The organism is Pseudoalteromonas amylolytica (assembly GCF_001854605.1).
GTDB lineage: Bacteria > Pseudomonadota > Gammaproteobacteria > Enterobacterales > Alteromonadaceae > Pseudoalteromonas > Pseudoalteromonas amylolytica.
Genome location: NZ_MKJU01000005.1, coordinates 227776 through 243351 on the forward strand (window position 1 = coordinate 227776; position 15576 = coordinate 243351).

The window sequence follows — 15576 nt, forward strand, 5'->3', positions numbered from 1 at the left end:
TGAAATTAGTTCTTAAGGTTGTTTAATGGATGCCACAAAGACATTCAAAATTGTTGCGATAGATGATAATAGCCTGATCCTCACACAACTACGATTGTTGCTAAGACACAATTTCTCCGTAGAGTTTTTTGGTTTTACTAATGGCCCTGACGCGCTAGATATGATCGCCAAACATCATGTTGATGTTATTTTTCTAGATCTCAACATGCCAGACATGGATGGTATCGAGGTGCTCAGATACTTGTCGGATCTCAACGTTAAGTCCGCCATTGTTTTGCTCAGTGGTGAAGACAATACCATTATAAAAATGGCTAAAAACCTCGCTCAATTACGCAAGTTAAACGTTATTACGGGGATCGACAAACCCATTACGCAAATACAGATAAAACAACTGATGTCATCGTTATTCGATGAAGGTACACCATCCAATACGGAGTTAAGTACGCATACTTTTGATTACGATGCTGTCAGTTTGGCACTCAACAACAAACAAATGTCTCTGTATATACAGCCTAAAATGTCATTACCCGAAGAAAATATCGTGGGAGGGGAGTTCTTAGTACGCTGGAACCACCCAGAGTTTGGTGTACTGACGCCCTATTACTTTATAGATATTGTCGAGCACTCGGATCTCGTACACGATTTTTCAATCTTAGTTGTCGATGAAGCCTTTGCTTTTATAGAAGAGCACTTTGCACAACTTAAGGGGCTAACATTTAACATCAACCTAAGTGTCAAGAACTTAGAAGATATCCACCTTCCAGAACGATTAGCAGAATTAGCCAGCAGCTACAACGTTCCACCACAAATGATCTCTTTTGAAGTAACTGAAAGCCTATTGATTGAAAACCTAGCGGAATCATTAGATGTGTTACTGCGACTCAGGCTTAAGGGGTTCTCACTGTCTATTGATGACTTTGGCACGGGCTACTCTTCGATAAAACAACTCAGCCAAATACCATTTTGTGAATTGAAGCTAGATAGATGCTTTATCCATGGTTGTGCGTTAGATAAAGATAAACAGGCGATCATTGAAGCAACCGTTGCACTTGCTCATAAGTTGCAATTAAAGATTGTTGCAGAGGGAATCGAAAACCCCAATGATCTAGGCTTTTTGAATCACTACAAAATTGATTATGGCCAAGGCTACTTATTTGCACTGCCTTTAAAAAAAGTCAGCTTTTTAAAAACGTTAGAGCAACAAAAACCTTACTCGGTACGCGAAAATTATAATTAACAACTATACTGAGCATATTAAATACTGCATAAAACAAGCTTAGTTAAAAAAGCGATGTTGAAAAAACAATAAGAGCTGACCCTTTTCTTATATTGCTAACTAGGAAGTGAAATTATGGCGCGTAAAGAAGTTGAGCACGTAGAGCGGCACCCCAAAGTTGTATTACTTTGCGATGATGTTGAAGAATTGGGGGGCGTTACTGAGGTTATTTCATCACAAATTACAGCATTTAGAACGCTCAGTAACTACGACAGTATGCAAGAAGTGCTGTTAGAAGCCGCTCCGCTTGTGATTATTATCGCCATGTCGAGTGTTAGTCGCAGTGTTGAACTATACAGTAAACTGGCCAAGCAAGGGGTGTTGGACTACCCCCATGAAAATATTCTGTTATGTGAAAACAAAGAATCAGGTGTTGGTTTTAGGTGCTGTATGAAAAGCATTTTCCGCGATTACTTTATATACAAGCCCATGTATGAAAACTATCGCTTGAGAATGATCTTACACAATGCTCTCATTCGCAGCAAAGAAGCCAGTGAAGTCACTAATATTAGCGAAGAACATTTTGGTCGAATTGATGATGAACTGAAGCAGCTCATCGATGATGCGGCCGAGTATCACAAAACCGCTGAGCAAACGCTCAAAGACGCCAGAGACAATCTAGACCAAACAGAAGGCATCAATGAAGTACAAACGGCGCTTATTCAGGAACTCAAAAAACAACATATTACCCCTTTGCTGGACAAACTTGAAACACAGCTCTCAGATAGTGTTGCTGAACTTACAAGCAGGCTGAAGAACAAACAAATATCTGTCGCAGAGCTGTCCGCCCTATTAACTGAACGTTCCATTCCCAATACCAGTCACCACGCATCACAACTCAAAGAAGCCAGAGTTGTTACCGCAGTCAAGCAACCAAGCTATGAAGAGAGTTACGAAGACCAATTGGAACCGAGCCCTGCGCCCGAGCCAGAAGTAGAAAGTAGACCTAAAACCTCAAAAATTATGGTGGTTGAAGACAACGAAATTTATCGCGAGATGATCAGTAAAATACTCCGCGATGAGGGACATAATGTGGAAAGTGTAAGTAGTGGTTTAACCGCAATAAAAATGCTTAGAAAACAAAAATATGACCTAATTTTTATGGATTTATTCATGCCAGAATTAGATGGCTATAATACCACCAAAAACATACGCAACATACCAAACTGTAAATCCATCCCAATTATTGCGTTAACGAGTAATAAAAATAAAGATCTGATTAGAAAGTGGGCAAGTTTAGGGCTTGCAGCCTACATAGCAAAACCTTCAACAAAGCAATCCATTTTGAAGGCTGTAGAAAAATGTAACGTACATTCGTAACACAACATAATGTTGGATTGGCAACCGCTATGAAACTAGAGATAACCAAAACCCCTGCGCTGCTCATCGGTGATGACCTAACCATACTGGACCTAAATGATGCCGCAATAATGCAACTCATGCTGAAAGTTGATGAGGTTAAAAATCAGCCCGTAGAGCAGTACTTTGGATTTTCAGAAGAACCGACACTGCCATTACTGCACTCGTGGGCCCACACTCGAATTACATTAACCTTAAAAAAGCTTCAAGCTGATGTTGTGGTTCTTCCTCAAGAGCAAAATCGGTTTCTCTTTTTAATTATCAATACCATCCCACTAGATGCCTACGAACAAGTAGCACCTGCTGAACAAGTGATTGGCAGCTGGATGTATAATGCCAATGAGCATACATTTCAGCTTTCGAATACCTGCGCAACATTACTGGCATTGACCGAAAAAACCGCAGTACCTTTAGATACGCTCGTTCAGTCTATCGACATGAGCGACCGAGAGTCTCTGTTAAATACCTTTAGCAAAGCAGACAAAGATAAAGAGCCTTTTCATCTTTCTTTAAAAACTGCACATACCCTAGACTCCACTCCCCTGCAACTGATTTGCCAAGGCACACAAGACGAAACCGACAAAGTGATCTTAAAAGGCTTGTTGAAAAGAGATATTTACTCGCAAGTAATCCATTGCAAACTTCATGAGCAAAATGAAAGCCGTAAACGGGCCCTTGAAGGAGGAAGAATTGGTACTTGGAGTGCCACTCAAGTGGGAACACAGTGGTTTGTGCGGTGGGATGAACAAACGTGTAAACTGTTACATGAACCTCTTGATCAAAATTATGGCGATCTCGATAAGTGGATCAGCTTCATTCATTCTAAAGACGCAGATGAGATAAAAAACGCGATTGAGCATTCTCTTAAAAGCCAAGAAAACTTTGAAAAAGAATATCGCTGTGTTTTAAATGATGGTAGTGCTTTGTATATTTACGCCAAAGGGGTGGTAAGTTATAACCAGCAAACTCAGACCAAGTGCCTCGATGGGGTAATCATCGACCATACATCCATCTACGAAGCCCGTATGAGATTGGAGGAGTCCAATCTACTATTAGAAGCCAAAGTAAAATCTCGTACCGAAGAGCTTAATCAAGCTGTTAAACATGCCGAAATGGCAAGCCAATCTAAGTCAGAGTTTTTATCTATGATGAGCCATGAACTGCGTACTCCCATGAACGCTATCATTGGTGCGCTTGACTTGTTAACCCATCAGGATAATAGCTTCGAGGAACAAGAGCTACTCGACACCGCAGCCATTGCTGCCAACAATCTCGTTTCGATTCTCAATGACATTTTAGATATCAACAAAATCGAAGCTGGCAAGCTTGAATTAGATTGCTATGACTTTGATGTCTCAGACATGCTCAACAACATTGTTGTAATATTTGGCCCCATCGCACAACAAAAAGGTGTAGAGCTCAGCTTGTTCGAATCAGTTGACATCCCTTTGCAACTTAATGGTGATGAAAACCGCATTCGACAGGTACTATTTAATCTGGTGAGCAATGCAATTAAGTTCTGTGGTAATAGCACAGATCAACCTGGGCATGTAATAATTGATGTTACCTGTGCACAGGTAAACCGTCTTGTCAACAAGCTCACACTCTCTGTGAAAGATGATGGTATTGGCATTGACGATGACACCTTGAAGCGACTTTTTACTCCTTTTACTCAAGCAGACAAAAGTACCACTAGACGTTTTGGTGGCACTGGCCTTGGTCTAGCTATCTGCGGCAGATTAATAGAGCTGATGGGTGGTGAGATCATCGTAAAAAGTGAGCTAGGTAAGGGTAGCGAGTTTATCGTTAGCATTCCAATTTGGAACTTTAAGCCGAGAAACCATGAAGCCATCTTCTCTTGCGCCAACCTATATCATCATATTAAAAATGAAAGCAAAGTGGAGTATTTAACCCAAAAACTGCAAATGTACATCGAAGACATTCAACAGAATCCACTTGAGCAGACAACAAACACCAACGGCAACGATGATGAGCTAAGTATCGTGGTCATTACAGACAGAGATGACATTCATGCCATAGACACGAATTCTTTGCCCCCAGCTGGCAGGTTGCTCATCCTTTATACCCTAAACATGTTTGAGCAATTAAAGGGGCGGTTTAGTGATGTTTTAATGCTTGATTTAAACACCTTAACGTTTTTTACGCTACATAAGTACTTACTAAGATTGCAAAATATAGATAGCAAAACGTGCCAACAACTCAACGAAGATGATTTTGAAATCGATTTAGGCCTAGAGCCAGGCCTTGATTCAAAAAGTAGTATTCAACCAGAGTCACCCGCAAAACCAGATATGCTACCAATCCTCATAGTTGAAGATAATGAGTTTAATCAAAAGCTTATGGTTAAGCAGTTATCTCGTTTAGGTTATCAATGTGAGCTGGCTTCTGATGGGATGCAGGGCCTGAAAATGTGGCAAAAAGGCAATTATGCGCTTGTTCTAACGGATTGCCACATGCCTAGAATGGACGGGTTTGAGTTGACCAGACAGATACGAGCTGGCGAAAATCAAAATGTCCAAGACCCAATTCCAATTATTGCCGTCACTGGCGCCGCGATGAAAGGCGATCAAGACTTTTGCTTATCTGTTGGCATGTCTGATTTTATCAGCAAACCTGTCACACTTGAAAAATTTAAAAATACAATTGAGAAATGGTATGGACGTTAGTAACTTAGATAATTTGCAAGTGCTTAATGAACAAGTAATGTTGGAGCTTTTAGGCGATGATACAACCGAAATTAACAGTTTTCGTCAACAGTTTTTACAACAAGCCAAAAGTAGCTTGCAAAAAATTGCAGCTTTATATCGTGAACAACAATTCAAGCAGATAAAAGATGAAGCCCATTATTTAAAAACCTCAGCCAAGGCCATCGGAGCTGAGCGATGTGCCTATTATTTACAACAAATTGAAGATGCTTCATTGGCGCTGGACAAAGTGCAATGCAAGCAACACATTCAAACACTAAGCGAAGAAATTAAAGGTGTTTTCAGGGCCTGTTCCAGCCAAACTTGAGTAATTTATACATGTCGTAACATATTACTTCCCTACCCTAGCTACCAAGTCAAAGTTCGCAAACATTATCAATCGCCCCTAGGTTACAGTGTTCCCAGTTGCCCCATAAACGAACAACGTTTTTGGTAGTATACTGCCCTTAACATTTATCAATGAGTATGGCCAAAGGATCTAAATATGACGCTCAAAAACACGACGAAACACATCTACAGACAAAGACTGCTGAAAGTGATCGACTATGTGTATGAGCACCTAAATGCAGATCTGGATGTCAATACACTTGCTGATCTGGCAAATATGTCAGCCTACCACTTTCACAGAATTTACCGTGAGTTTACCGGCGAGACAATCAATACCACGGTCAGAAGAATGCGTTTGTTTAAGGCGGCAGCATTGTTACTGCACAGTCAATTAAGTCAAGCTGATATTGCTAAACAGGTGAGCTATGCCAGTGTAGAAGCGTTTAATCGCGCGTTTACTAAGCATTATGGTGAAACACCTAATCACTATAGAAAGCACCGAACTTGCCAGCAGCTTGAACATGCTGTGTTTTACCCCTCGCATATAAAGGAGTACACAACCATGTATACCGTTAAACAAATTGAAAACGAAGCCTTAACACTTATCGCTTTGCCTCACCAAGGCGACTACATGCAAATCGGACAAGCATTTGAAAAACTGTTTATGTTGGCAGGAAGCGCGGGGCTGGTGAACGAACACACCCGCTCATTTGGTATTTACTATGATGACCCAAAATCAGTCGCTAAAGAGGACTTGCGCGCTATGGCATGTTTAAGCGTCAATAGTAAAGACATCCCACTGCCTGACCCAGATATCCAGTTCATTGAACTACCAAAGGGTAAAACTGTCAGCTTGCTGTTCAAAGGTGACTATACCGAGTTAGATAAGCCATATGACTGGTTATTTGGACATTGGTTGCCAAACAATCAGGTCGAGCTTGCTGACTTTCCACCATTTGAGGAGTATTTAAATGATGTCAAAGAGACCCCACCATCTGAACTACTCACTCGCATCAACTGCTTAATCAAGTAGTCTAGTAACGACAGCTGCACCTTAAATGCAGTTGTCGTATTAACTGACTAGTTGCCAGCGCTCTACTAACACGCTTTTTGGCGCGTTTATTACGCCTGCTTAGCCATAGATAGCCACCAGTCAGAGCGAGAATAACCGGCATAAACCCAGCAATACTGTAAATAATCTTACTGAATAAACCAGCGAAATTACCAAAGTGCAGACGACGGAATGTATCCACTAGCACCACAATGAAACCTTGCTGACGAATGTCGAAACTGCTTTGATGTTCACCCGTTGCGGCATCGAAGGTCAACATACTACCGTAGTTACTAAGCAGTGGGTTGTTTGTAAAGCTTAACGGACAGCCACTTTAAAAAGACATTAAAAAGAACCTTCAAAAAGCTCTCAATGACAAAACATCTGACCTTGTTGCTAGATGCTCCCAAAATCATGACTGATATGGGTAAAGCTTAACGTAAAGCTTAACGGACAGCCACTTTAAGAAAAGCTTAACGGACAGCCACTTTAAAAAGACATTAAAAAGAACCTTCAAAAAGCTCTCAATGACAAAACATCTGACCTTGTTGCTAGATGCTCCCAAAATCATGACTGATATGGGTAAGTGATTGCTGAAATTACCCGCTTTTTAATCTATTTCTCCCTCTTTAAACGCACGTATCCCTGCCATTTTAATAGCATAAAAGTAAATGAATGAAATAAGCTTTTTATTAGCTTAGTAACGTTGTGCAATTTGAGATGCTGTGTCTTCGCTTATGTTGTTGTCGCTCGCAATACAAGTCCAGCGCATACTCTTTGCCTACCGCACCATGAAACACCTTTTCAAACTGAGTAGTGAGTTTTAACCAGTTGTCTGTCTTGATATTCAACCGCTCAAGAATCGGTGCTTGGTATTGCTCTATGTAGCCCCGTTTGTCTGTACGAATACACTTTCCTGTCAGTTCAACGAGTTCAAGGTAACTTTTAAGTTCAAAAGGTAGACCTTTGGGCATATGTTTTCTGGGGCTACCTGCAAAGCGTGCAAGTTGTTTTGGGTGTTTACCCTCTTTGGCTTGTGCACTGCGTATTTGAATACTGGTGTGGGCTGACTCGTCTGGTGTCTTTGCCATTTTGGCTCTGATTGGGTTTAAATCAACATACGCCATACAGGTCATCAATGCGGCCTCATCCAGTAACGCTTGGCTTTTAAAGCGCCCTTCCCAGAATCTGCCAGTACAACCATCTTCTTTATTTGCTTCACGTGCGATACCTTCGTTCAACACCCGCATAAACCAGCTAATGCTTGACAGTCGGCGTCGGTATTCTTTTATCTCTTTGTCTAAAAAGAGTCTTTGACCTTCGTCTAGACGCTCATAGTGCAGATACTTATGACCCAGAATCGAGCCTTTAAACAACTTGTGCCAACGTATGAGTACAGCTCTGTCACTGAGTCTTTGGGCTTTTTTATCATCCACATACAGCACCACATGGGTATGATTGCTCATCACCGCAAACGCACATATATCAATGCAAAAGACCTGAGCTAAAAACAACAACCGTTCTTCTACCCACCCTCTGCGATGCTCATACGACTTACCCGTCAATTTATCTTCACCGCACAAAAATGCACTGCGAACACAACGTGAAACACAGTGATAATACTTAGTATCTGACAAACTGATTTGCCGCTTCCTTGCTAATCCCATCGTTCACTCCTTGAACTTTGAATTGATTTAATTGTGAAGAACTAAAAGCATAGACAAACCACCCCAACATGCAAATTGAGGTGGATGTCCATTCATTTCCTCCATTCATTTCCTCCATTCATTTCCACCATGCAAAAGGCTGTTTACACAGCTGATCAACGCATAGCGTCACGTTTTGTGCATTTTATAGCTGACAAGTGACAGGATATTGGTCAATATAGTTCGGGCATTCATGGCGTTTTCTGTTTTGATGTTTTTGGCGAAAGTTCTGATCACCAAATGCCATGAATGTTCCCTAACCATATGAATTTATATTGTTTATTTGTTGGGATGCCTCAGACTCTGACACCATTGATTCCACTGACCCCATTGATTCCAGTCACTTAGAAGTTTACCCGTAGAGCTGTAATAGCTTGTAATGGCACTTTGCATTAGGGGAGGTTAAAGTTTTACAGACTATTTATCGCCTACATTAAGGAGAGCTTTCATGGGCAAGGCTAATACAATCAAGCAAGAAGCACAGAAAAACCGTGAATTCAACGAGTTTCTCAATGAACAGCAAAAACATATGGAAAGGCTTACAACAGACCTACAAGAGCTGGTTATTGCAAAGCAAAACGAGTTTTATCAAAACAATGATTGGGACAACAATTCAGTAATGGCATATCGTTTTAACGACTGGCAAACAACTTCAACATGGAGCCTAGACAATGTCATTGCGATTGTGAAAAAAATAGGAGATGCAATTTCTGGTGTTGCTGGTACTGACCTACCAACCGGTAACGAAACCGTACCAGATGAGGCCACAAAAAAAGCATTGCTAGAAGAACAACCAGCAATTAAAGGTAGAATCGGCAACATCGAACAAACTGTTGTTTCGTTGATAGGTGGTATGATGCAGTCGTTTAAAGAGGTTAACTCAGTACAATCTCAGCGTATCATACGCAATCAACCGTTGGGTTTTGGGTTACATTTGTTCTTTGGTATGGAAGTGTCAGTGTACTCAAGAAAAGAGTTTTTCAAAAATGACTTTATTCAACAATACGGTATGTTCTTCACTGTTGGCTTTTCTGCAGATGAAGCAGTACAAGAAAGTAAGATTGAAATCGCTTATACTTTGGGTTTGCAAATTGAGTCTAACAATCGACTCAAATTTCATAATTCAGAAATGCACGAAAAAAACAATGAAATAGCAATTCAAGAAACAAACCTTGAAATGTTTAAAGCGGCAAATGAATTCTACAGATTAACGAACAAAGTGTTTGATGACAGTAATGCTGAATTGCTCAAACAACAAAAAGAACTGTTAGATTTGCATGCTGCAGAGAGAATTGAAAGCATGATGCTAGAACTTAAAGATTCTGACAAAACACTTAGAGCTGCAATGGCTAAAGCCAAAGAGGCTATTTTCGTTTGAATTAGTTAAGATATATCAATTTGAATGATTGATAATTACTCCTTTTGATAAGCATGTCGGATCTTTGTTCTAGACACCTAAGGAGTAACTCTAACGAGATGGAATTAGAACTATGGACTTCCCAGCGAGAACTAAAGACACCAGAACTAAGAACACCCACCCCAACATGCATATTGGAATGGGTGTCCATAATTAAGTAATGATTAACTAATTGGCCGCAGCCCTAGCATTACAACTGTATAAATAAAAGCAGTTTTATAACAAAGTCTCGACAGCTTCAGGCATCACAGTGAACGGCTTTAGCCCAGTGGGCAATTCATGTAAACGGCCCATAAACCAAATGAAGACCTCGCTTTGACCGCTCAGTTCACATTCACCATCACAAATACACCGCAGCAGCGCCTGCACATCCCGTTCGGTGAATGCAGCAACAGCATCCGCGCTGCGGCAATGGATATGGCACATCGGCAAGCACATCGCGTCCTGCTTGCCTGTTATCACGGTATTCTGAGACACACAAAAAGCATGACTACCGCTTGGTGTGCTCACCGTCAGCTGTAGTTCAGGTGCCTTTGCAGAGCGTGCCTTTACCCACTTTTCTATATACGTAGCAAAGCTGCTCCACCCATTGTCAGATACACAGGCACTGTGTAAATCTCTTGCTTTGTCGGTGGGAAAACAGGCTAACTCTGCTTCTACCTCCTGTACTGATTCTTTTAATGCCACCAGCGTTGTATCCACATCTTCCTTTGTATGGGCTGCTGAACAGATAAAACGTAATCTGCCACGGCCATTTTCTACGATCGGATAAGTCACGGCGGAGGCCTGAACGCCTTTTTCATACAAACGCTGCACAATCGCATACAGTTTATCTTTATCACCAAAATGGGGCGTGACTATCGGCCCGTCACCGCTGCCCAGCTCAAAGCCCGCTTCACTGAATTGCGCCCGCATATATCGAGCCGTGTCCCAAAGCCGCTCACGCAGTGACTCATCCTGACTGAGACGTTGCAGCGCGGCCAGCGCTGCGGCGATGTCTGCGGGGCTCACAGAAGCCTGAAAAATATAGGCTCTGGCTGAAGCTTTAAGCAAAGCAACGTACTCAGTGCTCGCGGCAACAACGCCGCCTAGACTGCCGAGTGATTTGCTCAGTGTGGTCATAATAAAGTCAACCTCGTCGCTTACCCCCTGTTCAGCGCAGATCCCAGCCCCGTGCTCACCATAAAACCCGAAAGAGTGTGCTTCATCAACCAGAACCAGTGCCTGATAACGCTTAGCGGTACGAACAATTTCTGCCACAGGCGCCGCGCCTTCACCCATGCTGTAAACCCCCTCGATAATGACCAACACAGTTCGATAGGGGGAACTTTCGCTCTCAAGCACAGTAGTGAGATCATCGACATCGTTGTGCTTAAAGGTGCGTACTTTGGCACCACATAAGCGGGCACCATCAACAATCGAGGCATGGCACAGCTGATCGATCACCACCACATCGTTGTCACCCAGTAACCCCGCAACCGCACCGACGTTGGCGGTATAGCCGGTGGGGAACAAGCAAGCTGCGGGCTTGCCCACCACCGTGGCAAATTGTTGTTCAAACGCCAGATGCAGATCGGTTAACCCGGATGCGGCTGCAGAGGTGCCCATGCCAGTGCCAAACTCAGAGACGGCTTCACGCGCAGCTGCAACCACAGCGGGATCTCGGTTCAAGCCTAGATACAAGTTGGTGGTCCAAATAATCGCCTCTTTCGCGTCATTGTGATAAGCATCTGCCACCGTGCCGCGCGTGCCACTGCCGTCGCGCAGGACTTTGCTGTAGGGATTGGCTCGACGCTTGCTAACCATCTGAGTGGCAGAGCACACCAGCTTACTTTTATCTGCGGCCGACCAGCTTGGGGCTTTGGCCAGCGCAAAGGTCGGATGGCTGGCGCGCAACTGGTTTTGCAACTCTCCTAGAGTATCGCGTAACGGCTCAACAGACACTGGGGATGACGTACTCCCACACAACCCCTGCAGATACGCCGCCAGACGTTGGGGCGTATTAAACTGATAAATTATCTGCACGGAGCAGTTCAATTCAAGCACCTTACTCAGGCGGTTACTCAGCTCCAACGTAGTTAATGAATCCAGTCCCGCCTGCTCAAAGGTTTGCACATTCGCAGCCTCTGTTACGTGACCCAACAAGTTACTCAGTTCATCACAGATAAGTTCAACAAGTGCTGGCTCCGAGCCTGATACCTTACTAGCTCTAAGTTGTTGCGGCCGTGTAGGTGCACAGGGAAGGCTATTGCGATCTAGCTTGCCGTTAGGTAGATAAGGCAATGCATCAAGAAAACATACACTGTGAGGGACCATATGATTTGGCAAATAACGGGCCACGAAGGATAGAATCACATCTGGGCTCAAGGTTTCTTCTTGCTGGCAAACAACACAGGCTTGTAATCTGGCCTGCGCGGAAGTGCCCTGCAACACGTTCACAGCTGCCGCCACAACACCCGGTATTTTACTCAGCACTGCTTCAATTTCTTCTAGCTCAATACGAAAGCCACGGATTTTTACCTGTTGATCAACACGGGAGATAAAACACAATTCACCCTTATCGCTCCACCGACATAGGTCGCCGGTTTTATATAAGCGCGACTGCGCAATACCACTAATAGGTGTAGGCATCACAAAACGCGCATCTGTACGGGGTGTATCAAACAAATAACCCGCAGCTAGCTTGTCTCCTGCAAGATACAGCTCACCCACTTCGCCTGCTGATACCGGCTGTAAGGCTTCATCAAGCAGGTAAGCGCAAGTATTCGCAACAGGTCGACCAATAGTGATTTCCTCCGTATCAGCACCCACCTCCACAGCCGTCGAAAACACCGTGTCTTCGGTCGGACCATAGACATTGACTACGCGCAGGTCCTCCTGCTGGCTAAATACTTGTTTTACCAGTGCAAGACTGAGCACTTCACCACCGAAGACCAGACAACGCAGCGTTTTTGGTAAGGTATAGCCACTGAGCAATGCCCGCATGGCCGAGGGCACAGCGACGCAAGTCCGAACACGTGCTAGGTGCGGTAGATCAGGTAATGCCAGAATATTTTTTGCTAGAAGCACCGTACCACCGAGTAATAAAGTACCGATGATCTCCATCACTGATGGGTCAAAACACACCGAAGTGGCAGCCAGCACCCCGCTCAGCTCTTCTTCACAGAGCAGCGCGTCCATGGTAGTGCACATGGCAAGCACATTAGCGTGTGTTATTGCTACACCTTTAGGCTCGCCGCTCGAGCCTGAGGTGTAAATTACATAGGCCAGTGCTTGTGGATCACATGCAGGGTCTGCCAGAGACTGTGGCTCATCGAGCACGTCAGCCAGCAAAATGTGTGTACTCACTCTTTGACATAACTCGGCCGACGCACTGCCATCAACAATAACCGCAGCGGCTTTGCTGTGCGCCAGCATATAGTCAATCCGAGCACGCGGATAAGCCGGATCTAGCGGCACATAAGTGCAACCTGCTCTGAGCACACCCAGCAAAGTTGCCACCAGCTCCCAGCTGCGTTCCATACACACACCTACAATTGCACCAGGCTCAATGCTACTCTTTGCCAGTGTAGCGGCTATCGCCTCTGCACGGCGCAATAATGACTGATAGCTGATTTCCTGTGTACCATCAATCAGAGCGGTTTTGTTGGGGTGGCGCTGTGCCTGGGCGGTAAATACCATTGCCACGGATGCCATATCCTGTGCTTGATGATGCTGTTTTTGAGGCTCTAAGTGAGAGGGAGTTCGCTTGTTCATACCAATTTCCTTTGTTGTTTTTATTAGCCCTGCTGATGCCATTTAGGGCTCCTAATGTATCTCGCCTAACCTGTACAGGTAGCGCAGATAAAAATGATGACTGGCAGAGTGCTCACCATCATTCACATATTGTCAACAAATAGGTTACATTGATGGGTGCAAAGAAGCTAGTCGGACTGTATGTCAGATCAGATGAAGTACTAGGGAGATAAGTAATAAATAACAGCGGTTAGTGTCACTGTCTGCTCGTTTTTAGGCTTGTTGACCCAATCATTCATTCCTTGAACTTGGAGTTTGAAATGAATTTGAAGAAATTAAAGCTTAGACCAACCACCCCTGCGTTCAAATTGGGGTGGGTGTCCACTTAATTCCTTAATTCATTTGTTCTAACAACCAATCATTAACCTGCACATCTAGTACCAAATGTACTCGGTCACTGTGTCCTGCGTTTAGCACTGAGTGTGGGTCACTGAGTCGAAGATACCAACATTCTCCTGGGTTAAGCACAACACGTTGTTTGTTTAGACGAAAATCAACTTTCTCATTAGTCACTATTGGAATATGCAAGCGTGCGAGGCCATTTTCCACAGCCAAGTCGTGATCGGTGTGTTCCTTGATGTATGAGCCCGCAGTCAATTTCATCAAACGCGCCGCCATCAGCGGACACCGAAATGCATCAAGTACAGACTGAAAGTAGTCACATGCGGCGATAAATGGCGTGTTTGAAAAGTGCGTACAGGCAGGGTCTGAATAAATCATCATCACAGGATGGGTTGCTGATGCAGGGCCTCTCAGCGGGATCACGCTCCACTCCCCCATGTAGTTTTGCGTTACAAAGTGAGCGATCCACGCTTCTTGTTGTAACTGGTGTAAGTCATTTTGCAATCGCTGTGGGTCAAAGTGTAGTTTTAGCTTAACGCGATCTAGCATGTGCCAATCCTCTTTATATAAGCTGCATTCAATGCACGACTGATGAGCAAACAATGTACATAAACCTAGCTGCGATGACCAGTAAATACGCTGTGGCTTATCAGTCCTGTAGTGGCACAATAAATTTGGCCACCTGATTAGAGGTGATAGAATCACCATAACTGATTAGGTGCAAATATGACAAAAAGAACTCGTCCAACTTATTCTCCTGAATTTAGACTCGAAGTCGCTCAACAAGTCGTCGATGAACAACGCTCTGTTAGAGACGTTGCCGAGGCGATGGGATTAGGTAAATCCACTGTCGATAAGTGGGCACGCCAGCTAAAAGAAGAGCGTAACGGTAACCTCACTAGTGCGACTCCCCTGACCCCTGACCAACTTAAAATCCGCGAACTTGAGCGTAAACTCAAACGCCTAGAAGAGGACAATGAGATCCTAAAAAAGGCTTCAGCTCTCTTGATGCAGGACTCCATCAAAGGTTTGCGCTGATCCGCTCCCTTCAAGAGAGCTGGCCTGTGAAGCGTTTGTGTGCTGTATTTAAAGTACAGCGCAGTAGTTACCGATATTGGCGCGAAACACCACATACTATAGCGCCCGAGCGGCTACGTTTAATTGCCGAAATGAAACGTTGGTTTGGGCTAAGTCATGGCTCCGCAGGCCAACGAACCTTGGTTCAACTGCTCGCAAAGTCAGGCTTCAAAGCGAGCCGCTGGTTGGTGAGTAAGCTGATGAAACAAGAGGGATTGGTTAGTCGTCAAATGCCAACGCATAAGTATTCCAAGGCAGAAAAAGAGCACTTAAGCATACCTAATTTATTGAAAAGAGCATTTAGCACACAAGCACCAGATCAAGTTTGGTGTGGTGATGTTACCTATGTCTGGTGCGGTTCTCGTTGGCTATACCTGGCTGTTGTAATTGACCTTTACGCTCGCAAAGTTGTAGGTTGGGCAACATCAGCTCGACCGGACAGTGACCTAACGAAAAAAGCTTTAAGAATGGCTTATGAAAGCCGAGGTAACCCAAAGCGA

Annotated in this window: 12 protein-coding genes; 8 read left to right on the forward strand and 4 right to left on the reverse strand. The window is 43.8% G+C overall.

The window, feature by feature from the left end; genetic code table 11:
• Positions 1-25: 25 nt before the first annotated feature.
• The 5 genes from BET10_RS21945 (at position 26) to BET10_RS01680 (ending at position 6721) form a co-directional block, all read left to right on the forward strand.
• Complete coding sequence (locus BET10_RS21945) at positions 26-1237, forward strand: EAL domain-containing protein (protein ID WP_070983083.1); 1212 nt, start codon at positions 26-28, stop codon at positions 1235-1237.
• Positions 1238-1351: 114 nt separating this feature from the next.
• Complete coding sequence (locus BET10_RS01665; RefSeq protein WP_070983084.1) at positions 1352-2596, forward strand: response regulator; 1245 nt, start codon at positions 1352-1354, stop codon at positions 2594-2596.
• Between the two features lie 29 nt (positions 2597-2625).
• Positions 2626-5322, forward strand: a complete 2697-nt coding sequence (locus tag BET10_RS01670; RefSeq protein ID WP_070983085.1) for an ATP-binding protein — start codon at positions 2626-2628, stop codon at positions 5320-5322.
• Positions 5279-5668, forward strand: a complete 390-nt coding sequence (locus BET10_RS01675) for an Hpt domain-containing protein (protein ID WP_240503616.1) — start codon at positions 5279-5281, stop codon at positions 5666-5668. The genes BET10_RS01670 and BET10_RS01675 overlap by 44 nt, the downstream gene beginning before the upstream one ends.
• 177 nt (positions 5669-5845) lie before the next feature.
• The gene (locus tag BET10_RS01680) at positions 5846-6721 is read left to right on the forward strand and encodes an AraC family transcriptional regulator (protein ID WP_070983087.1); all 876 of its coding nucleotides are present in this window, start codon (positions 5846-5848) and stop codon (positions 6719-6721) included.
• Position 6722: 1 nt separating this feature from the next.
• Here BET10_RS01680 and BET10_RS01685 read toward each other — a convergent pair whose 3' ends face one another.
• Both BET10_RS01685 and BET10_RS01690 read right to left on the reverse strand, forming a co-directional pair.
• Positions 6723-7019 (reverse strand): PepSY-associated TM helix domain-containing protein, encoded by a 297-nt coding sequence (locus tag BET10_RS01685; protein WP_070983088.1) that lies wholly within the window; start codon positions 7017-7019, stop codon positions 6723-6725.
• 412 nt (positions 7020-7431) lie between these two features.
• Complete coding sequence (locus BET10_RS01690) at positions 7432-8406, reverse strand: transposase (RefSeq protein WP_070983089.1); 975 nt, start codon at positions 8404-8406, stop codon at positions 7432-7434.
• Positions 8407-8893: 487 nt separating this feature from the next.
• Between BET10_RS01690 and BET10_RS01695 the strand changes: the two genes are divergently transcribed.
• The gene (locus BET10_RS01695; protein ID WP_070983090.1) at positions 8894-9823 is read left to right on the forward strand and encodes a hypothetical protein; all 930 of its coding nucleotides are present in this window, start codon (positions 8894-8896) and stop codon (positions 9821-9823) included.
• 255 nt (positions 9824-10078) lie between these two features.
• On the opposite strand, the gene BET10_RS01700 is transcribed toward BET10_RS01695, so the two are convergent.
• Positions 10079-13618, reverse strand: a complete 3540-nt coding sequence (locus BET10_RS01700) for an amino acid adenylation domain-containing protein (protein ID WP_070983104.1) — start codon at positions 13616-13618, stop codon at positions 10079-10081.
• 372 nt (positions 13619-13990) lie between these two features.
• On the reverse strand, positions 13991-14548 hold the full coding sequence (locus BET10_RS01705) for an aspartyl/asparaginyl beta-hydroxylase domain-containing protein (RefSeq protein WP_070983091.1): 558 nt from the start codon (positions 14546-14548) through the stop codon (positions 13991-13993).
• Between the two features lie 177 nt (positions 14549-14725).
• Here BET10_RS01705 and BET10_RS01710 point away from each other — a divergent pair, with 177 nt between their 5' ends.
• Both BET10_RS01710 and BET10_RS01715 read left to right on the forward strand, forming a co-directional pair.
• Positions 14726-15037: an IS3 family transposase gene (locus BET10_RS01710; protein ID WP_070983092.1), complete on the forward strand. Its 312-nt coding sequence runs from the start codon at positions 14726-14728 to the stop codon at positions 15035-15037.
• 26 nt (positions 15038-15063) lie between these two features.
• Positions 15064-15576, forward strand: a 513-nt coding sequence (locus tag BET10_RS01715; RefSeq protein WP_139158734.1) for an IS3 family transposase, incomplete at its 3' end; no start/stop codon positions are given.

Excerpts from the sequence above, each read along its gene's own strand:
- BET10_RS21945 (WP_070983083.1), top strand. The coding sequence starts at position 26 with ATGGATGCCACAAAGACATTCAAAATTGTTGCGATAGATGATAATAGC.
- BET10_RS01710 (WP_070983092.1), top strand. The coding sequence starts at position 14,726 with ATGACAAAAAGAACTCGTCCAACTTATTCTCCTGAATTTAGACTCGAA.
- BET10_RS01700 (WP_070983104.1), bottom strand. The coding sequence starts at position 13,618 with ATGAACAAGCGAACTCCCTCTCACTTAGAGCCTCAAAAACAGCATCAT.
- BET10_RS01665 (WP_070983084.1), top strand. The coding sequence starts at position 1,352 with ATGGCGCGTAAAGAAGTTGAGCACGTAGAGCGGCACCCCAAAGTTGTA.
- BET10_RS01705 (WP_070983091.1), bottom strand. The coding sequence starts at position 14,548 with ATGCTAGATCGCGTTAAGCTAAAACTACACTTTGACCCACAGCGATTG.
- BET10_RS01685 (WP_070983088.1), bottom strand. The coding sequence starts at position 7,019 with ATGTTGACCTTCGATGCCGCAACGGGTGAACATCAAAGCAGTTTCGAC.
- BET10_RS01695 (WP_070983090.1), top strand. The coding sequence starts at position 8,894 with ATGGGCAAGGCTAATACAATCAAGCAAGAAGCACAGAAAAACCGTGAA.
- BET10_RS01670 (WP_070983085.1), top strand. The coding sequence starts at position 2,626 with ATGAAACTAGAGATAACCAAAACCCCTGCGCTGCTCATCGGTGATGAC.
- BET10_RS01680 (WP_070983087.1), top strand. The coding sequence starts at position 5,846 with ATGACGCTCAAAAACACGACGAAACACATCTACAGACAAAGACTGCTG.
- BET10_RS01690 (WP_070983089.1), bottom strand. The coding sequence starts at position 8,406 with ATGGGATTAGCAAGGAAGCGGCAAATCAGTTTGTCAGATACTAAGTAT.